Origin of the sequence: Paucibacter sp. TC2R-5, from assembly GCF_025717605.1 — a bacterium.
Taxonomy (GTDB): domain Bacteria; phylum Pseudomonadota; class Gammaproteobacteria; order Burkholderiales; family Burkholderiaceae_C; genus Paucibacter_A; species Paucibacter_A albus.
The window spans coordinates 198992-218405 of the sequence record NZ_JAJIRQ010000006.1; the positions used below are offsets into that span (position 1 = coordinate 198992).

At 56.5% G+C, this 19414-nt stretch carries 14 protein-coding genes and 1 pseudogene; 6 read left to right on the top strand and 9 right to left on the bottom strand.

Annotated elements, in window-relative coordinates:
* The first annotated feature begins 479 nt into the window (after window positions 1-479).
* Complete coding sequence (locus LNV08_RS15610) at window positions 480-1511, top strand: integron integrase (protein ID WP_263534778.1); 1032 nt, start codon at window positions 480-482, stop codon at window positions 1509-1511.
* 369 nt (window positions 1512-1880) lie between these two features.
* Here LNV08_RS15610 and LNV08_RS15615 read toward each other — a convergent pair whose 3' ends face one another.
* The 7 genes and pseudogenes from LNV08_RS15615 to LNV08_RS23205 form a co-directional block, all read right to left on the bottom strand.
* On the bottom strand, window positions 1881-3131 hold the full coding sequence (locus LNV08_RS15615) for a TniQ family protein (protein ID WP_263534646.1): 1251 nt from the start codon (window positions 3129-3131) through the stop codon (window positions 1881-1883).
* Window positions 3128-3631, bottom strand: coding sequence for a hypothetical protein (locus LNV08_RS15620; protein ID WP_263534647.1), 504 nt, complete (start codon window positions 3629-3631; stop codon window positions 3128-3130). Before LNV08_RS15620 ends, LNV08_RS15615 begins: the two co-directional genes overlap by 4 nt.
* A gap of 120 nt (window positions 3632-3751) precedes the next feature.
* Window positions 3752-4219 (bottom strand): annotated as a pseudogene (locus LNV08_RS23200) (TniQ family protein); the annotation flags it as partial.
* The gene (locus LNV08_RS15625) at window positions 4125-5069 is read right to left on the bottom strand and encodes a TniB family NTP-binding protein (RefSeq protein WP_263534648.1); all 945 of its coding nucleotides are present in this window, start codon (window positions 5067-5069) and stop codon (window positions 4125-4127) included. The gene LNV08_RS15625 and the pseudogene LNV08_RS23200, both read right to left, overlap by 95 nt.
* Window position 5070: 1 nt before the next feature.
* A complete protein-coding gene (locus tag LNV08_RS15630; RefSeq protein WP_263534649.1) occupies window positions 5071-7014 on the bottom strand; it encodes a transposase family protein in 1944 nt (647 codons plus the stop codon).
* Complete coding sequence (locus LNV08_RS15635; protein ID WP_263534650.1) at window positions 6959-7633, bottom strand: Tn7 transposase TnsA N-terminal domain-containing protein; 675 nt, start codon at window positions 7631-7633, stop codon at window positions 6959-6961. Before LNV08_RS15635 ends, LNV08_RS15630 begins: the two co-directional genes overlap by 56 nt.
* 244 nt (window positions 7634-7877) lie before the next feature.
* Window positions 7878-8090 (bottom strand): hypothetical protein, encoded by a 213-nt coding sequence (locus tag LNV08_RS23205; RefSeq protein ID WP_414858753.1) that lies wholly within the window; start codon window positions 8088-8090, stop codon window positions 7878-7880.
* A 399-nt stretch (window positions 8091-8489) separates the two neighbouring features.
* Between LNV08_RS23205 and LNV08_RS15640 the strand changes: the two genes are divergently transcribed.
* Window positions 8490-8933 (top strand): family 16 glycosylhydrolase, encoded by a 444-nt coding sequence (locus LNV08_RS15640; RefSeq protein WP_414858754.1) that lies wholly within the window; start codon window positions 8490-8492, stop codon window positions 8931-8933.
* A gap of 467 nt (window positions 8934-9400) precedes the next feature.
* On the opposite strand, the gene LNV08_RS15645 is transcribed toward LNV08_RS15640, so the two are convergent.
* Both LNV08_RS15645 and LNV08_RS15650 read right to left on the bottom strand, forming a co-directional pair.
* Window positions 9401-9544, bottom strand: coding sequence for a hypothetical protein (locus tag LNV08_RS15645; RefSeq protein ID WP_263534652.1), 144 nt, complete (start codon window positions 9542-9544; stop codon window positions 9401-9403).
* Between the two features lie 483 nt (window positions 9545-10027).
* A complete protein-coding gene (locus LNV08_RS15650; RefSeq protein WP_263534653.1) occupies window positions 10028-10765 on the bottom strand; it encodes an MbcA/ParS/Xre antitoxin family protein in 738 nt (245 codons plus the stop codon).
* Between the two features lie 158 nt (window positions 10766-10923).
* On the opposite strand from LNV08_RS15650, the gene LNV08_RS15655 reads away from it, so the two are divergent.
* The 4 genes from LNV08_RS15655 (at window position 10924) to groL (ending at window position 19395) form a co-directional block, all read left to right on the top strand.
* A complete protein-coding gene (locus LNV08_RS15655) occupies window positions 10924-15546 on the top strand; it encodes an NACHT domain-containing protein (protein WP_263534654.1) in 4623 nt (1540 codons plus the stop codon).
* A gap of 170 nt (window positions 15547-15716) precedes the next feature.
* Window positions 15717-16703 (top strand): hypothetical protein, encoded by a 987-nt coding sequence (locus tag LNV08_RS15660; protein ID WP_263534655.1) that lies wholly within the window; start codon window positions 15717-15719, stop codon window positions 16701-16703.
* 567 nt (window positions 16704-17270) lie between these two features.
* Complete coding sequence (groES, locus tag LNV08_RS15665) at window positions 17271-17561, top strand: co-chaperone GroES (RefSeq protein ID WP_263534656.1); 291 nt, start codon at window positions 17271-17273, stop codon at window positions 17559-17561.
* Window positions 17562-17742: 181 nt separating this feature from the next.
* Window positions 17743-19395, top strand: coding sequence for a chaperonin GroEL (gene groL / locus LNV08_RS15670; RefSeq protein WP_263534657.1), 1653 nt, complete (start codon window positions 17743-17745; stop codon window positions 19393-19395).
* Window positions 19396-19414 lie beyond the last annotated feature (19 nt).

The following is a 19414-nucleotide window of genomic DNA, read 5'->3' on the forward strand; positions in this document are numbered from 1 at the left end:
ACGACAAGACAGAGGCGACAGGCTGTTTCGTTACCATGCGGCCGGCCGCGAACCGAGGAAAGCGAAAGACCAATGGACCTGAACCGGCAAGATCGCGACGGCCGGAAGCTGAAGCTGCAGGTGGCCAGCCCGAACCGCCAGAAAGATTCGCCCGTTGCCCAGCGCGATCTCCGCGACCGCGCGATCTGAAACCCAGCTTCGAGCTTTGCTTAGCCTGCGGCACAACTTGGATTTCTGGAGACAGCAGTGACGCGGAACTTGGCGCGCTGTCTCCTTAACTTGTCTGGTGTGAACTGGCTGGGAGCCGCTTGCAGCTTGGCTTTGTTTGACATATGCTGTACAAAACAACAGTATTAAATAACGAGCAAAAACCTCACCCAGATTTTGAGCTGCTTTTTTGCAGGATTGCTCAGTAGCAACCCATATCAGTGCAGCCTTGAGCATTGGAGACGCACATGCGTGATCCGTCTATCGCACCAATGGGGGACCTCGGGCGAAGGGCGCCGAGGCCGGCAGTTGCGCTGGCAAATTTGCCAGCGCTGAAATCTACACGTTTGCTGGATCAACTTCGCGAACGAATTCGATCCTTGCATTACAGCCGCAGTACCGAAGATGTCTATGTGTTCTGGGCGCGCGCCTTCATCCGCCATCACGGCTTGCGCCATCCGCGGGACCTCGACGGCGCAGACGTCGAGTCCTTCCTCACCTGGCTTGCAAGTGAGCGTCAGGTCGCGCCGGCCACCCACCGGCAAGCGCTGTCCGCGTTGCTGTTTCTCTACGTCAAGGTGTTGGGCGTGCAACTGCCGTGGATGTCCGAGATCGGCCGCCCGCACCCGCAGCGCCGACTGCCGGTGGTCATGTCGCGCGACGAGGTCGTCCAAGTCCTGCAGAGGCTCGAACCCAAGTTGAGACTCTTCGGGCAACTGTTGTATGGCACAGGCATGCGGATCACCGAGGGCTTGAGGTTGCGTGTCAAGGATGTTGACTTCTCGCACGGAGCGATCATTGTTCGCGAGGGCAAGGGCGCCAAAGATCGTGTCGTTATGCTGCCTGACTCGCTGGTGCCGAGTTTGCGCAATCAATTGGCGATTGCCCACGCAGTGTGGCGGCAGGACCAAGAGGAAGGGCGAGGCGGCGTCGAGTTGCCGGATGCGCTGGACCGGAAATATCCGCGCGCGGGTTCAAGCTGGTCGTGGTTCTGGGTGTTCCCTCAGGATCATCATTCGGTGGACCCACGCAGCGGGACTATTCGGCGCCATCACATCTATGACCAAACCTTTCAACGCGCCTTCAAGCGTGCGGCCAAGGCCACAGGCTTGACCAAACCGGTGTCGCCGCACACGCTGCGGCACTCGTTCGCGACACACCTACTCCAGTCAGGCTACGACATCCGAACGGTCCAGGAGTTGCTCGGCCACTCTGACGTGGCTACGACCATGATCTACACCCACGTACTGAAGGTTGGTGGCGGTGCGGTAAAGAGCCCTATCGATTCGATGCACTTTGATTGAAGGCATCGGGCGTCCTGAAAGCTGACGCTGGGCAATGGCAGTTTTCTGCCGAGGATCGAGGTTGAAGGAGCTCAAGCGGACGACTCCTAAGGGCACGGAGCTGACCACCGCAGGCAAGTTCGTCGCTCATGCCAGCACCGCCGATTGCGAATCCGCAGCATGGAAAAGCTGTGGTTGGAGCCAACAGCTTCTCGCATGCTCCTGGTCCTGATCCCCGATTTCATTGACCGTTAGATTCAGGAGGCAATTCAGGCCATCAATCATCATTTCAAATGGCGGCGAAGACCGGCGGTTCCGGCCTATCCGAAAAGGAGCGACACAAAGTCGAGCAACAACACAGCAAGGTTTTGAAGCTAAGAGTAGAGGCGGTCATGGCGCTGCGCTACCAATTGCCTCCGCGAACGCCCAATTGAATCTGCCCTGCTCGATTGCTACACGAGGTGAGACATTGTTAAGAGCGCCGTTCGGTGTTTCGAGGAAGTCCAATACCGCCCAGGCATCCCCTTTAAATTCAAAGATCAACTCAGGCATGCAGTCATGTATTTCCCGCTGGAACTGCCAGAGTGGAAGTCGACGCACGCGCTTTGAAACGGACAATACAAGCACTCGATCATTTTCCATCCATGCGTTGAGAGCCTTCACTGACATTCCCAACAAGTCAGCGGCTGTTTGAGGCGTGGCCATGTCTGGCTGAATCAGTCTTTGCTCCCGCCACACTTTCCTTTGGGATAGCAACTGATGCTCCGAAAACGCGACTTCCGATGCACTAATTTGGCGCGGTTGCGGGAGAGTCGTTTTCGGTGCCAAGTGTCTGCCAAGCGTTGTACCAGCCCTAGGTTGCGCACTTTTCAGCTCCGACTTCCCGGGCAACAAAGCGGCTTTGTCGAGCCATCGCAGTTTTTCTAAGCCGAAAGTCCAACTGGATCCGGCAATTCTGACCCGACCGTGATAAAGCGCTCCAAGGACTGCCCGCCCATTTCGTCGCATCATGTCATCCCATTCGACCGTCTCCAAGCTTTCAGCATCAACCAGTGGCTCACAAGTCGCCTCACCTAACCAGTGACCACATTGACCACACTGCGCCGGCATGACCGCCTCTTGTTCAGTGCCTTCCGTTTCAACAAGATTGACAGGCAGCACGATTGGCGATTGGCACTTGACACACAGATCCAGTAACTTGCAATTGTGCAAAGGGCACCATGTCCAGGCTTTGAAGCGCCAAGAAAGACTCAAGTGCCCATGCGGTCGCTCTTGCACGCAGCGGGGGCAATAGCGATAGCGCGGACGTCTGGACTTTGCCGAAAGAAGAAATCGCCGCCCGTTCCGATCGATACTGAGCAGACGACCCAGAATCAGTTGCGATACCCATAACTCCTGAAGCACAGGGATCCGAACCTGCTTCAGATTGAGTGGACGCAGCCACCGTACAAATGCGCAATCTAAATCCAGTTGCCGCGGAACACCCAAGTAGTCCAGAAGTTCAAAAGGACTGATCGACTGAGAAAGTGCTGCGCGAGATATCCACGAACATGGAGACTCTTCTTGTTGCGCAGAAGGCAAGCTTGGCAGCCGCGACAGAAGATCAAACGCCGATCTCGCATCCTTATGGGACTCGATCATGCGTTGTTCGACAACGGCGCGTCCATAAAGAGATCTTCTTGATGGTGAGCGCGCTTGCGCCCCGTGTTTCGGACCTGTCGATTGACTCGATTGAACTGCTCCAACAATGTCCTTGAGAATGCTTGGTCAGCCGGGTTTGTGGAACGAGATGCAAGTCGCTCCACTCCTTGCTCATACAGCAAACCGTTGAGCATGCGTAGCCCTGCCGCGTCAAAGCCTTCTATTGTTTTCGCCCTCGTCAAACCTCGACTAAGGATCTGCCGCACTACCGCTGCGGCCGGCGGTTTGAGGACATCAGCTGTCGCCACCCGAGCAAACTGCAGTTCTCTAACGCCCAGGGCATGAAGCATGTGAAATGCAGCATCCACGCTGAGGTTCTGAATCCAATGCGGCAGCTCTCGGAAACACAGGTTCTCAGACTGGCTGCGTGCATTGCCATGTTCAAACTCTGGTTGCAATCTCATCTGCACCCAGGTAGACCACTGCTCGAGCTGAGGCACCGAATTTTTCTCAAAAGTCGAGCGGCCAAGCATCCACCGGCATTGACATACCGATACCGCCGGTCGACGCCAGCTGATCCCCGCCCCGCAATGCGCGCATTGATCCAGCAAGTAGGTGCCATGCTTGACGCAAAACACATTTGCTGTCGCAGCCCAGCTTGCTCTAACGTAACCATCCTCCGCCAAACACTCTGGGCAGACCTGCAAGTGCCGGAAGCGCAATACCATCGACGATGACCAGTCAAGCCCGAGGAACCGACGGTGGTTGCGTGAATCGCAGTCTATCCAGCGATGGACCAACCAAGAGTAGCTCACATTCGAAACTGCAGCGAGCACTGTGGAGCATTGGTATGGAGCAGCGCCTGTTGATTTGGCCACGTACTCAAGAAGGCGCTGAAGCGGCATACCATTGGCCCGCGCAACGCGACTTAGCAGGCCCAAAGCGCACTCGCCTATTTGAGGCATGACGGCCACGGGTAAGGGATTTAGCCTTTCACGCTGCATAAGGGTTTTTTTCCGCCGATCCGCGAAAGGCTCGTGAATAGGCCAATGCCAAATGAGCTTGATTGACAACCCTGGCATCGCCATCCATCGCAACCAACACAGCTTCGACGACGAGATGCTTAAAAACTCGAAGAGAGCCCTGAGTCACGCCATTGAGCCGTAGAACTTCCTCGGTTGCAGTCAGAAACTTCAAGTCGATGTCGTCGCATTGTTTGACAAAAGCTTGTAAAAAAGCGGTCCACTCAGGCGTAAGTCCAAAAGGCTCAAGTTTGGCAACTGCGTTGAGCCTACTGGCGAACTTTTGGTCAATTCGCAAGATTTGTTCTTTGGACACGGCACCAAGCAACACCACAGCGAGCGGAACCTCATCCATCAAATGTCTCAATAGGGCCGAGCATGTTGTTCCGATACGGTCGTCGCGGCACAAGGCTCGCTGAGAAAGCAGCAACTCCGCATCGTCAATGAGGAGCATCCTGACTCGGCGCTGTTTCAATGCGGAAACCAGAATCTCTGTCTTTTTGAACAAACGATCTGCACCTACAGTTGGGAACGGGTATTTCAACTCAGACAAGATCCCTTCAACTAGAGAGCCGCCTGTGGGGCTGCTATTGAGTTTTATTGCAATGACAGAGGTCTGACTATCAAACAAGCCGCCTGCAGGCAAGGTCGAAACAAAGTACTTGCCCAGCGTTGAGCACCCCATCCCGTCCCCTGCCACGATTACACCCTCAGGCTGGGAAAACTCGCCAGCGAGCTGGTAGGCCCTATCAAGCGCCTCAACCGCAGTCCGAAAAGATGAGTGATTGACGTACACGTTGTCGACCCGCTGGGCGACAGAGACGGCGGCCTTCGAGTAGCTGAACATTCGCCGCTCTCGACACTGCTGCACGTCAAATTCAGGGAGTTCGGAGAACCTAAAACTGGCTTTTTTCATGTCAATTGATTTCAAACGTCTCGAATTCCTCAACTACGAGAGGCACTTCCGGCAAATGCACCTTTGGCACGAGCCTGGAGGCATCTAACGTGACATCTACCTTCGGAGGGTCCATCACCCGTGCCGAAGTAACGCCGCTCATGCGAGCGCGTTGAGTTGCGTCGGCCCGTGTCCGATGGCGGGTTGCGTTGATCCAGTGGTCGTGAAGTTGCAGGCGCGCATTCATCAACTCCTCCTCCGCGCATTTCTTCCCCAATTCAGCGCGGGCATGCTTGCGGATCATCTGGTGTTGGTTCCAACTTAGCCCGCTTGCATAGCTACTCCAGCGACAGGCCGAGGGCAGCCAGTTCTTCTCTACGGGGTCCTGAACATAGATCCTCGAGAGATCGTCCGGATCCCATTTGATTTGAGTCCTGAAGTTCCCGCCGGCTCGCCGGCGCAAGTCCAACAGTTCTGGTCCGCCATAAGGCAGCGACTTGAGTTGTACTCCGCCCTGACTCACCATGACTTCAGCGCTCAATGCCGAAGCCATCTGAAAATCCTCCCATGAATGCGGATACTCGACGGGCGGCCTTCGTTCGATTCCCTCTTGAAACAGATCGAAGGGACGAGCCAGTTTTCGCTCGTTGATCTGGAATGGATAGACATCCGTCACAAACAGAGTCAAACCGTGGATCAAATCGCTAAAAGTAAGTGCAGCGTCTTTGTCAGGATCCGTTCTGTGTTCGTTGGCCTTGGGCTTTCGGACCCGGCCCCGAACAAGAGTCAAATGATTCAGAGTGGCAAAAAAGCGCTCCACTCTCGGTTTCAGCCAAGGCGTCCGAACGCGACAGTACTGCACTGAAAACTGAAGCGCCCATGCCATCTGCTTGAACGCTGCTGAATGGAACTCCAGACCGTTGTCCACCACGACAAGATCAGGCACACCCGAGGCAAGCCACGAATGCGTGGCCTTTACACCCTTCATTAAGTCAGTCTTTGGGCTTATAGCGCAGCGTAGGACGCCACTCAGACTGGTGACTCCTGGGCCATAGAACGACACATAAAACCCCAGAACATACCCAGAGAAGGAGTCCAGCATCACAGTTAAGTAGGGTCGCCCAAGAGGCAAGCCCGTTCGATCGCAGATAACGACCCAATTCAGCGGCGTATGGTCAATCTCAACACGCTCCAATGGATAAGACGCCAGTTCAGATCCAAAGGCGGTGCGACAAACCATCCTCGCCCGATTCGGTCCTTCGCGCGCCGCTATTCGGTGATAGAGGTCGACATCTGCAACACGACGAGCGAAGGTCGCGCGACTGACTTTCTCTTCACCCTCTTTCAACGCGCCTTGGGCGACGAGCTTTGCTGCCGCGCTGCGGAGTTGCGTGAGCGCAAAGTCCATCGTGTGGCGCGCCTTGGTCAAGTACACACCTATGATGACCCTTGAAATGAGCTCCTCGACAAGGGGGTGTATTCGAAGCTTCTGGCGTCTCCGAAAGTTTCCGCTCACCAAAGCATGCGTGCTGCAATTGGCCCTATCAAATTGCCGAGCCCACGACATAACCGTGGAACTAGACGGCGGCTTCTCATTTCTTCGCGCCGCCACCTTGAGAATCAGGGCAGCAACTTTGTTGCGCTGTCCGCGAGTCACATGTGCGGCTTGCAACGCACGGACGTACTCGAGCCTGCGCTCAACCACCTTTTGATCTTTGGTGCCGAGTTCAGCAAGCTGCGTTGGGACTTCCAGTTTCGGATTCTTAGATGCCGAAGATCCGACATGCAGAACAACTTCATAGGTTTTGTCCCAAATCCGCTTCAAGACTTGGTCGGTTCGAACCGTTACAGGCCGGCATTGCGCGACATCCTCCAGAACGACTTCAGTTTCGGTCAGATGCCGTACCAACTTAAGTGTTCGCTGCCCATGGCGCAGCACCAATCCAACGTTCAAACTGAAATTCATGAGAAGTACTAAGGGGAAGTGGAAACACCAAGACTGAGTAGTCCAGGGGCAAGTTAGATCCGGTGGTGACCTGTTTGTGAGCCAGCAGCGTCAGAATCCATTCAAACCGAAACCCACACGCGTATCTGAGCCGGCCGATTGACATCCCACCTGGGTGATCTCGAATCACCGTGAGAAGCCTCTCGATCCGGCTATCGCCGATCGGGTGCTTTCGATACCTGATGATTTCCTTGGCTCGATTTTGTTGACCAGTTGCGTGAAGCTGCTGCTCGGTCACAACCAGAAATTTCATCGATGCTTCAGCCAAGCGAGCAGACGCCTCATCAAAGAGAGACCTGTACTCGCTAACTTTGGACTTGCGCTTCACTTCAACGACATATCGCTGCCCTGAGGCTTCCACTAGGAAGTCTGGGGTGTAAGAGCGGCCGCTCGGCAGCTCCAATTTAAAGGGCTGGTGCTTCAGATCAGTGAACCCACTGAAGAGCACAGCCTTTAATACAAAGTCCCGTTCATAACTTGATTCAGCGTGAACGGGCCGAGAAACAAGTCCCGGCAAATTAATAATGTATACAGATCGCTTTGGCGATCGTGTCACAACTTTTCGCGTTGTTTCTTTCATTTCTTCAAGACGAGTTCACCCAAAGCACTCCATCATTCCTGACAGAATGCTTGACTTGCATCCCGAAGAAGTCGAAACTATTGGCTCCTACACCGTTTTGGGTTTCGACTCAAACGAGACGTCGGCTATTTGAATAAAGTAGTCGGCGTTTTTTATTCCATCTTGACTCCTCCTTTTGTTGAAATATCGTAGGCTTGGGCTGCGTTGTGTATACGACCTAGCAGCGCTATTGAGCCCTCAGCCTTCAAACCAAGGGCTGCAGCAACCTTATGCCCGCCCCTCGCCGGCCAAGATTGCGGCCAGACAAAACGGAGTAGACAACCTGCGATTCGAAGCCGTTTTCGATTGCCCAGGCTCGAACTGAAAATCCGGCGTCTTCAAATGCACGACGAACGCTGAGTCGATCAGGATCATTCATAGATTCAGCCCGGAAGTTACTTTGAAACATTTGCCACATTTTAATTAAGTATAGAAAATTTGCAAATTATTTTTAATATTCCGAAAATCAAAAAAAATATCCACTTAATCGGAACATTCCTCACCTCCTAATTACACATTCCGAAACAAAAGAATATCTCGAAAACGCCTGAAAGGCAACTGAAGCTATCCTCGTGTACCCAACCATCCGAAGCAAATAGCCGATAGCAGGAGCGCTCAGCCTCAATTTGGAAGACGTGGCAACTAGGGATATCTGGCTCAGCGAATGTCAGTCCGAGGCGATCCTGAAGGCAAGCGAGGCCGGAGTTCTGTGGAAGAGGCCTCCAGCGCCTTGGCGCCCATCAAGATGGGTCTGTCGGCTTCATCTCCGGAAATCTCGTCGAGTTGACTACCTTCTCGCCAGAGAAGGGAGACGATCATGTGCTTCCCAAATGTGAAGGCGATTGCGAGGAATTGCTGTTCGTCCGCAATGACGAAGACTTCCAGTTCCCTGTATGGACGCTTTGAGGCAACTCTGCGAGCGACCAACGCTCCTGGCCTGGTTTCGGGCTTCTTCCTCCACCGAGATCTTCCGCGCCAGGAGATCGATGTGGAGATCACCGGTAACCGTCCAGACCAGATGCTGGCCAATGTCTACGTCAACCCAGGCTGCGATGGCGCGAAGTTTGACTATGGTTACCGGGGGACGCCGTTTGCCATCGAGCTCGGGTTCGACGCCTCCGAGGCGTTCCACACCTACGCAATTGAGTGGGCGCCCGACGATATCCGATGGTTTGTCGACGATCGCCTTGTGCATCGGAGAGTGCTCTGGGACCCTACGCCGATTCCCAATCTTCCCATGACGCTGCATGTCAACACCTAGCCGACACGGTCCGAGGAGCTTGCAGGAAGACTTGTGCGCGAGTCTCTACCGGCTATCGCTGCGGTTCGGCGAATCGCGGTGGAAGCGAACAGCACCGACACGCAGGGCGAAGCCGTCTCGATCAGGGAAGAGTTGGGTTGACTGGTCAATACGGCGCAAGAAGGATAGTCGACATCCTAGCGAGATGGACCTGCTCATCGGGATGCCCATGCGAGGGAGGGAACCCTATTGATCAAGCAGAGTCGGGGACGCTCGCGCGTTGATCAGCCGCGCGCATCGATGATTTGCTCCATTTGGAGGCATCACCGCCTGAGGGAGCCCCCTCGACGCGCCCTGACCTCCCAGGGGCCGCTTTCAGCCGAATGCCAAAATTCGCTGGATTTCGGGTAAGCAGCGCTTGCTGACGGTCCCTGGCGTCTGCCGGGAAGCTGTCGTTCGGCCTTCACAGGCAATGGCGACTCGGTCCCTCAGGTCGCATTGTGTCGGCGCTCGATCTGAGTATTGAGGTGCATGCAGTGCTGCTTGATCTCGTCTGGCCTTTGATACCCCTGCTCAACGAAGGCCGCCATGTTGATCAGCAACTGCGCGGCGTACCGGCTCAATTCGGCCACATAAAGTTCTGTGACGTGGGTTCTCGACCCGCGGTAGACGGCCTGTGATCGCAGCCCGGACAGATCCGTAACTCGCCCTTTACTTTCGCGTAGTCATCCTGCGGCACGAACTCGTAATGCCGCAGTTTTACGCATGTATGCGTAAAACTGCAAATCGCAAGGCACCGCGCCTGCAGTCAACATTTTGGTCAATTGCACGCGCTGTATCCAAGGTGCGCTTTGATTGCCATCTGTGGTGCCCGGATTTTCGGTTCAACGCCAAATGTGTAAGAAGCCCGAATGCCAAGGAGACTGCCCACCGCGGATGAATTTCTTCCTTTGGAACCATGAGTGTCCCAAAAGTACTGTAGGAAATCGCAACAATCTCCAACTTCCATGGTGGCGGCCATCACGTAGGCCGAACTTGATGGCAACTCTCAGCCTGAAGCGACACGCTTGCGGTGCCCGGCGGAATAGCAGCATTACTTTCTATCTGCCCAAGCGCTACTTCTTCTTGGCACCACGGCGCGCGATGGCGGCGTTCATGTCTTCGATGGAGACTTGCTTAGCAGGCCGCCCAAACATGCCTTTGAGGCTCTTAACCTCGGCCAGCCACTTGAACGAGTCTCGCTCCTGGACAGGCATTTTCTCTACCTCGCGCATGAAGTCTTCACTAGCATGTCCGCCAGCCATCATCAGGATGGACATGACTTTGCCAAGCCCATCGGGACTCCGTGCGGCCTCCTCTGGACAGACTCCATCGAGCTGAGCATTTGGTGCCACCAGCCAGTCCCGCACCTGATCCCATGATTGGAAAGCAGCAAATGCAGCCTGATCCAACGCCGTCAAGCGCACATAGTCTGGGCTGCCGAACTCGCGACCCACCGGTGCCATGTCTAGCCAAGCCCTATCTTCGTCAGCAGCCGGCTGCTGCGGCCTCGACGTGTTTTCAGGGTCAATGTACTTGGGCATAATTTCAATGTTACTCGCACAAAACTGCAGATGGCTACGCCGAATGCAGCCATCAGGGATGTCGGAGGTCCATCTAGCGGACCACTGGATGGCGGTTTTGCAGCGAATGTGGTCTTTCGCTCCATCGAGTTCGACGCCTGAAAGCTGCCCTTCGTCAAGCAAGGAAGCCGTGGAACTCGCTATGCTGGAAAGGCCACGTGCTTCACTAATCACCGGCTGGTGGAGCCCATCGGCTTCATCCCAGAGGCTGAAGCTAACGTGGACTACCATCGGCAAGTCGCTGGTAAGGCCATGCCGGTCTGACTCACACCAACTGAACCTCACGAAAGTCGGTGCGACTCATGCTGCTCCGGCAGAGGCCTCGTGCGGATTGGCTACATGTTCACCCCTAGTCTCATCACTAAAGCTTGAGAAGCTTCCGTAAGCAAATGCCCGAAATTTTCACGCTTGCGAATGCAGCGAAGGTCGCTGGCCTGCTAAAGGGCTTTGTGGTTGATGCATACCGCAAACGGCGTGCCGCTTCGAGAGCTGCAGAAGGCAGTCCGCTATCGGATAACGCGTCACTACCTGACTTGGTTCGTCGCGAGGTCGAGAAGTTTGCGAAGGCTCCGACAGCCCCGGGCATGAACGAGCGCGACGTTTTGCGGTGGGCGACATCCGTAGACAGCATTGAGCTCATTTGCGGGGTGATGCTTGCCCGGGCAGGCGGCGCACCTGGTCTCGCCGAAGCTGATATGCAAAACTTGGCCGGCCGCTATGAGAAGGCAACGGGCGAACGGCGCGAATTGGCGGCCGGCGCAATCAGGCTCCTGGTAGACCACGTTTGGGGTCAGCTTTCTGCCTCCCATTCTGCAACTTTTAGCCTTGCGCTTGAGGCACGGCACTCCGCTGACTTGCGGCGGCTGCTCCGTCCCGCCGACACAGCACCACTTGCAGGTGACTGGGCACGTTTACGCGGCCTGGCTCTCGGTCTCGTCGACGCGGGAAAGTCGGCATGGCGTATGCCCGCATTCCTCGCGCCATTGTCCCTTGAGTTGTTTGAAAGGAAGTCAGAGAGCCGTGATCAGACACCCATCACTACCTCAGCCATCCTGGGCTTCGTTCGAAAGGGCGAGCGTCTGATATTTTTTGGGGAAGGCGGTATCGGAAAGACGACCTACCTGCTGCACCTTGCAGAAGCTGCTCTGGCTGAAAAGTCGCAGCCCATCCCCATCCCTATCTACATCGATGCGGCAATGTGGGCGCGCTCCGCAGTTGGCTTCATGGACTACGTGGCCGCCCGGCCGGCAGGGCAAGCGCAAGGAGTCTCCGCAGGAGAACTGGTTCAGCATGCAAAGGCTGGCAACATGTTTTTGCTGATTAACGGATGGAACGAACTCCCGGATGCACGGAGGGCGGACGCCTCGATAGCTCTCACGGAGTTGCTCAGTCAAGCACCGGCTATGGCGGTGGTTGTCACTTCGAGAACAGAGCGCGATGCGCCTGCCTTTGAAAAAGTCCGCCGCGTTGCAGTGCGCGGGATTTCCTGGCGGGGCCAGCGCGCGGTCATCCGGGAAGAGCTTGGCGAAGGTGCCGGCCCATTGATTGGCCAGTTGGCCTCGGACGCAGTGCTTCGTGGGGCGGCGCGAAGCCCCCTCGTGCTTCGCGGCCTGCTTGCGCAGGCCCGCACCCAAGCACCGGCGTCCTCGTCAATGTGGTCTGTGCTTGAAGCAGTCGTTGACGAGCTTGAGCGGCTAGGAACGCGGGGTAGCACGCTCCAGGAACCTCCGACTTTCGGCCTTCATCGCGTCTTCCTTGAGGAGTTGGCATGCCGGCTTACCGAAATGCGGACGACAACGCTGAATCCGATCGATGCGATGCAGGCGATTGAAGACGTTTGTCGCATGCCCGCGAGCAAATTTTTCATCGGTGGGAGCGTGCCAGCACCGGCCACCATTTTGCGAGCGCTTGGAAGTCAGCATGTCTTGCATATCGACGATGAGGTTGTCCGCTTCTCTCACCATCGCTTGCAGGAATACTTTGCAGCGAGGCGTGTTGCCGAGGTCAACTTCGACGCTACCGATAGTCGTGCTTGGCTCATCGCTGCAATGAATCAACCGGCGTGGCATGAGGCGATTCGTCTCGTGGCCGAGCATTGGTCTAGTGGCGAACAGAGCCGACGCGGGAGAGTCGAGTTGGTCCGGGCCGCCGTCGAGCTGTCGTTGCCATATGCGTGCGAACTAATTGGTTTGGCAGCGTTCTCCGAGACCGATGACAAGGCGCTGCATGAGGAAGTTGTTTTCCGCGTCAATGCGCTTGCTGCGTCAGAAATTCCTACCGTCCGTCGAACGGGCATCGAATGCCAGGCCACGTCTCGCCTACCTCGTTTCGAGAGCTCTGTGTTTGAAGCGTTGTATCGCAGCTTGTCGGACAACATTGACGAAGAATCCTTTGACACATTGAGCGTTCTCGCATCTCAGTTTTCTACGGCGCAGATGGCCCAGAGCGTGGACTGGCCAACAGAGAGTCGTCTGCGCCTGCTTGACAGGCTGTCTGAAGACAAAAGAAATTTCGCCTACGTTGTCCATGTGGCGACTGCAGAAGTAAACAATGAGTTGAGGGGTAGTGCGCTCCACCTGCTGTTCTGGCTGTCGCCGGACACGGACTCTGCGCTCGATGCTTGGCTTGGTGCGCCGGAGCAGCTTCAGGCAGAGTTCTCTCACGTTGACGACTTGCACGAGGCTGCGGACGCAAGCGACAGGTTGGCCGAGGTATCCCTGCGCGTAGAGCAGTTAATGCGGCTCGATTTGCCAGCCAAGCAGTTGATGCAGTTCGCAACGCACTTTCCAGAGGTAGCCGACAGTCGGGCGATTGAGTTGGCCATCCACGAGCTGGCGGAGGTCTCGAAGGACAGATGGGCAAACGCAAGCGGCATCCTTGAACTTCTTGAACTTCGAGAACCAGGGCGCGCGCTGCGCATGCTGCACGAACTGCTTTCATCGGAACAGCCGCTTGTGCCAGTTTGGATGACGGCCTTCATGGCCCAGCGTTCGGACGCAGACAAAGAAGACGTGTTTGCTACCGTCTGGCACCAAGTGCTTGCTGGAAAAGCGAGCAGGCTGAGCTCAGAGAACCTTGCAAGCTATGCCTCTCCACAGCAGGTTCGAGTTGCCGTGGAAATGTGGTTGGCGGATTCGGCTGCACGACGCGATAGCGAAGACAACGTGGAAGAGGCCCGAAGAGATGGAGTGCGCCACTTCGTCCATGGATTCCCGATGCCAATGCTGCTGGGTGTGGTCTGTGAACGCGCTCCGTCGTGCGATGCCGCGTCAGCGTTAGTCCTTGCCGACCTTCTGGTATCCAAGCTAAGGCCGGAGAACACGATTCAAGGAATGGTCTATCCCGTATTCGTCCCAGACTTGGCTGGCGTCCAGCCGTTGTTGGACGCGTTCGTTGGCATGCGCGCTGCCTCAGACAGGAAGGCGCATGACTTGAGCATCAGCCTTGCCGAGCTTGTGAGCTACGTCGATGCAGAGAGATGCAAGCTCCTAATTTTAGAAGCTCTTGATATCCACTTGACGGCCTGGGCGACCTATCGCGCCGAACGTGAGGCGTGGGCCGCTCGGCCTACTGGCCCTCAGCCTATGAACCCTCAGCAGGGCAATTTGCCCGCTGCGTTGGCTAGCTGCGGCTTTGGCATCACCCAGGAATTGCTCGGAAGGTTGAAGGGCGCTGCTGACATTGATGTCGTCTTAAGCGCTCTACTGCAGCTGGCGACTGGGCCCTGGCAGGCGCGGCAGCCCCGACGTTACTGGGGAAGCGTTTCCGCAGCGCTGGGGGACGAAAGGCGTGCTGCCGGTCGGGTGCTCCTCCAGCCAGATTCCGAGCACCAACTAGAGACCGATGCCATGGCAATCTCAGTTGGCGCCTTGCTTGACGACGCTCTGAGCCGGGCTCAGGTCGAGCGCGAGAAGCTTGGGGACAAATGGGCACCCTTTAGGACTGGTGGGCTCGGCAGGTTCACGACTCGGGTGGCGCTATTTCCGAGCCTTGAGGTGCTGGCACCAGTGCTTAGAGTTCTGAACAGCGGAATGCTGGACAAGTATGGATTTAAGGATGCAGTCCAAGCCTTGATGAACCAGGGGTGGCAGTTCGAGGACTCGGCAGTCTTCGCGCAGCTTGAGATACTGCTCGACACCGAGTTCTCAGAGCCCTGGCATCAACAGAGCGAATGGTTCACGCTCGGCGAGCTCACTCGACTGGCTTTCATGGCTCGACCGCCACTGAAACGGCGGCACGATTTGGCGACCTATATCGGACGATGGCGTCGGCATGGTCACACATCTCAGTTCGTGGAGATGCTCGGCGAATGCTGTCCGGAAGACTTGCTCGACCTGCTTGTTGAACTCGAACGCGCGAAGGAGGTGCCGACCGACCGTGATATGGGAATGGCGATGGCTAAGGCGGCTGTTACATCATTGGCCTCTGGGGGAGACTTCAAGCGATTTCTTGCGCTGATTTCAGACGGGACATTTCTTCGCTGGGTTCGTGACGATTGGAGCCTGAAAGGATTGGCGCCGGCGATTGCTGCGGCAATCGGCGGCGGCCCAGAACGCAGCGAAGCCTTTTTGGGTGCATGCGCAGAGTTGCGGTCGTTCAATGGCGACCAACTAGCATGTTCCGTAATGAAGGAGGCCAAACTCGAAGATGAGGTCCAGTCTCGCTATTGCCTCGCTGCAGCGCAGGATGGGCGTTGTGGTAGCGCTGATACGCCAGCCTATCGGCGGCTCTATGGAATGTTCCGAGAAGCGGTTCCATTAGGCGGAAACATGTTTGAGGACCGCCCGCGCGCCAGTAATGTTTTACGAGCTGAGCTGTATGGCATTGCCAAGCGAGCCGATGCAATGGCGCTTATCGCTCGACGACTTCTCGCAAGTGTGGAGAACTCTCGACGAAGAGAGCGGCGCCCAGATGCGGAACTCCTGCACCCAGTAGACCCTCGCGATGGAGAATGGACGAGGGTGTTGCTCTTGCCGACGTCAGCAGAGACCGCAGTCTTGCCGACAGCCTGAGGCGAAGGCGGAATTCCTCCTGCTCACCGATGAACTCTACAGAACGACCGACAGCAACTCAGTCCGACAGTCCCATTGGCGCTCGACGCGAACCTGCTAATGGATGGACGGCAGTGCGAACTGCACACCTTCCGGGCGGTTTCCGAGCGTTCAATGGCCTCGAGCCCACGGTGCATCTCTACCCGCCCGGACTGGACGGGCGGCATCTCTGGTTCAAGACCCGTGAGTTCGGAGCTCTATACGCAGATCTTGCGGCGAACGACCTCCTACCGATCGGCTTTGAGTTCATGTCGAACTCGCTTGAAGCAAAAGGCCTGGTGCCAAAGAACTGGCGAGCCTATCACCCATGGGGCAAAGGAAACATCTGGCCATGCGACGACCAATCCGACCTGTGGTCGCAGATCGGCTACGCCGCCAGCAAGGAAGGCAACGCCGAGCTATGGGATGTAGCCCGTCGACTCTCTCATCAGTTGCGAGTCTGCGCCTGGCGTCTATACCAATTGTCGGACGCGTACCACTCGCAGCTCGAAGTTCGCATTGCCGGTAAGGACCTCAAGCCTGGCCTGCGTTTCGAGGACGGTTTCACTTGGTTGGGATACCTTGCCATCCAGTCTTTCCTCGTTGATGCGTGCATCTTGAGGGACTATCTCGCGGAGTTCTTTGTCGCCTACGTCTGCCCTGCGGAGCACCGCCCCGCAGACCACATCGCGACCATGGCCGGCGCGAAGAAACATGTGCTGAACAAAGTGGCCTCCGCCGACCCACTTTTCGCTGAGCTATCGACGGCGACCGCCAAAGGGGGCTGGCTCTTTATCCTTGGCGCCTATCGGGACTTATGCGTTCACTGTGTTCCGTTGGCCAGATCCGATTCCAAGCTGTATGCCATCGGAACACCTTTCAATGTCAGAGGGGTCGAACCGCTGACTGGCATTGCTCTGCCCTTGCCGCAGGATCCGTCGGCTATCGCTTCAGCGCGAGCCTCACCGAAGCGGTCGGAGCGGCTGGCCGAGGAACTCAAGCTCTTGACAAGTGCAACGCGGGGCGAGGTTTCGACCATGGACGCCCTAATCTACTGCTATTCAGCCCTAGACCAACTGACCCGACTGTCGACGAAACTGCAGCCGCACTCACCAACTGAGCCCCAGATATCAGCCTAGAAGCGACACAACTCAAGATGACTTCGACTGTGCGACGAATTCCGGCAAGCCATGGAGATCGGCGAACTAGCAAAAATGAACGAGTACCAAGGCTCCTTTCAAATCTGTATGGAAGAACCAACCCATGAAGTAGACGTCAGCAGCATTTGCTGCTGACGTGCTCACCGTACCTAAGGCGCAAGATAACGAAGTAGCTCGTAGTTCATGTAGGCCTCGCTGATGGAGCTCCGCCTGAAATCACCACTCCATCACACGCTTCGCCCACCATGAAGCCAAAGGAGATATCAAGCAAGCCCACAGTTCAGGACTGAACGAGAGAAATTCAAGACTCGATGAGAATCGACAACACCCATTCACAAAAGACCAGAAGACAGTCGATGGGTGGGGCTTGAAAGCTTGGCACTCGCCCATATAATTCGATTGCTAGCACTCAACTCAAGCGAGTGCTAACGATTCAGCAGATCCGGCCCAGCCGGTCTGCGCGAATCTCGAATTGTCCCCATCGGGGTAGCCGGCTCCCCCGCCGAACGCCTCGACTCAAAGTGTCGAAACTCTCTAGGAGAAGTGATGAATTTGCGTCCTCTGCACGATCGTGTGATCGTTAAACGTCTCGAGCAAGAAACCAAGACTGCCTCGGGCATCTTCATCCCTGACGCAGCGGCCGAAAAGCCCGATCAAGGCGAAGTGCTGGCCGTCGGTAACGGCAAGCGTAACGACCGTGGCGACCTGATCGCCCTGAACGTCAAGGTCGGTGACCGCGTTTTGTTCGGCAAGTACAGCGGCCAGACCGTCAAGATTGACGGCAACGAGCTCCTGGTCATGCGCGAAGAAGACCTCTTCGCTGTGGTCGAGAAGTAAAGCTACTGCGCGACGCGCTGGCGTCCTTGGGCGAATGCTCGGAATCCTCACGTACAGGAAGTACGTTCCGGTTCCTGCGCTTCGCCCGCCTAGCCAGCACGCCGCTCGCTACGCTTTTCTTCCCAACAATTGATTTGGCAAGCAAAAGCGTGGTCCTTATTCAAGATTTGGAGATATTTTCATGGCAGCAAAAGACGTAGTTTTCGGCGGCGAAGCCCGCGCACGCATGGTTGAAGGCGTGAACATCTTGGCCAATGCGGTCAAGGTGACCCTGGGTCCTAAGGGCCGCAATGTGGTGCTGGAGCGCTCGTACGGCGCCCCTACCGTGACCAAGGACGGTGTGTCCGTGGCCAAGGAAGTCGAACTCAAAGACAAGCTGCAGAACATGGGCGCGCAGATGGTCAAGGAAGTTGCTTCCAAGACTTCTGACAACGCCGGTGATGGCACCACGACAGCTACCGTGCTGGCACAAGCCATCGTGCGCGAAGGCATGAAGTATGTGGCCGCCGGCATGAACCCGATGGACCTGAAGCGCGGCATCGACAAGGCAGTGACTGCCCTGGTCGCCGAGCTGAAGAAGGCTTCGAAGGCCACCACGACTTCCAAGGAAATCGCTCAAGTTGGTTCGATCTCGGCCAATAGCGACGAGTCGATCGGCAAGATCATCGCCGACGCGATGGACAAGGTCGGCAAGGAAGGCGTCATCACCGTCGAAGACGGTAAGTCGCTGGACAACGAGCTGGACGTCGTCGAAGGTATGCAATTCGACCGCGGCTACCTGAGCCCTTACTTCATCAACAACCCAGAGAAGCAAGCTGCTCTGTTGGACAACCCTTTCGTGCTGCTGTACGACAAGAAGATCTCCAACATCCGTGACCTGCTGCCGACATTGGAGCAAGTCGCCAAGTCGGGCCGTCCACTGCTGATCATTGCAGAAGACGTCGAAGGCGAAGCCTTGGCAACGCTGGTGGTCAACACCATCCGTGGCATCCTGAAGGTTGTGGCCGTCAAGGCGCCTGGCTTCGGCGATCGCCGCAAGGCCATGCTGGAAGACATCGCCATCCTGACCGGCGGCAAGGTCATCGCCGAAGAAGTCGGCCTGACACTGGAGAAGGTCACTTTGGCCGATCTGGGCCAAGCCAAGCGCGTCGAAGTGGGCAAGGAAAACACCACCATCATCGACGGCCTGGGCGCTGCTGCCGACATCGAAGCACGTGTCAAGCAAGTGCGTATCCAGATCGAAGAAGCGACCAGCGACTACGACCGTGAAAAGCTGCAAGAGCGCGTGGCCAAGCTGGCCGGCGGTGTTGCACTGATCAAGGTTGGCGCTGCGACCGAAGTCGAAATGAAGGAAAAGAAGGCCCGCGTTGAAGACGCCCTGCACGCCACTCGCGCTGCTGTGGAAGAAGGCATCGTGGCCGGTGGCGGCGTGGCTCTGCTGCGCGCCAAGCAAGCTGCTGGCACCATCGTTGGCGCCAACGCTGACCAAGACGCCGGCATCAAGCTGGTGTTGAAGGCCATCGAAGCACCTTTGCGCGAGATCGTTTACAACGCCGGTGGCGAAGCTAGCGTTGTCGTGAATGCAGTGTTGGCCGGTTCGGGCAACTACGGCTTCAATGCGGCCAATGACAGCTATGGCGACATGATCGAAATGGGTATCCTGGACCCAACCAAGGTGACACGTACTGCATTGCAGAACGCCGCTTCGGTCGCTTCGCTGATGCTGACTACCGAGTGCATGATCGCCGAAACACCGAAGGACGAAGCACCTGCCGGCGGCGGCATGGGCGGCGGCATGGGTGGTATGGGCGGCATGGGCGATATGGGCATGTAATGCCTGCCTTCAAAGCCGC

Excerpts from the sequence above, each read along its gene's own strand:
- LNV08_RS15610 (WP_263534778.1), top strand. The coding sequence starts at position 480 with ATGGGGGACCTCGGGCGAAGGGCGCCGAGGCCGGCAGTTGCGCTGGCA.
- LNV08_RS15615 (WP_263534646.1), bottom strand. The coding sequence starts at position 3,131 with ATGATCGAGTCCCATAAGGATGCGAGATCGGCGTTTGATCTTCTGTCG.
- LNV08_RS15625 (WP_263534648.1), bottom strand. The coding sequence starts at position 5,069 with ATGAAAAAAGCCAGTTTTAGGTTCTCCGAACTCCCTGAATTTGACGTG.
- LNV08_RS15630 (WP_263534649.1), bottom strand. The coding sequence starts at position 7,014 with ATGAATTTCAGTTTGAACGTTGGATTGGTGCTGCGCCATGGGCAGCGA.
- LNV08_RS15635 (WP_263534650.1), bottom strand. The coding sequence starts at position 7,633 with ATGAAAGAAACAACGCGAAAAGTTGTGACACGATCGCCAAAGCGATCT.
- LNV08_RS23205 (WP_414858753.1), bottom strand. The coding sequence starts at position 8,090 with ATGTGGCAAATGTTTCAAAGTAACTTCCGGGCTGAATCTATGAATGAT.
- LNV08_RS15640 (WP_414858754.1), top strand. The coding sequence starts at position 8,490 with ATGTGCTTCCCAAATGTGAAGGCGATTGCGAGGAATTGCTGTTCGTCC.
- LNV08_RS15650 (WP_263534653.1), bottom strand. The coding sequence starts at position 10,765 with ATGGTAGTCCACGTTAGCTTCAGCCTCTGGGATGAAGCCGATGGGCTC.
- LNV08_RS15655 (WP_263534654.1), top strand. The coding sequence starts at position 10,924 with ATGCCCGAAATTTTCACGCTTGCGAATGCAGCGAAGGTCGCTGGCCTG.
- groES (WP_263534656.1), top strand. The coding sequence starts at position 17,271 with ATGAATTTGCGTCCTCTGCACGATCGTGTGATCGTTAAACGTCTCGAG.
- groL (WP_263534657.1), top strand. The coding sequence starts at position 17,743 with ATGGCAGCAAAAGACGTAGTTTTCGGCGGCGAAGCCCGCGCACGCATG.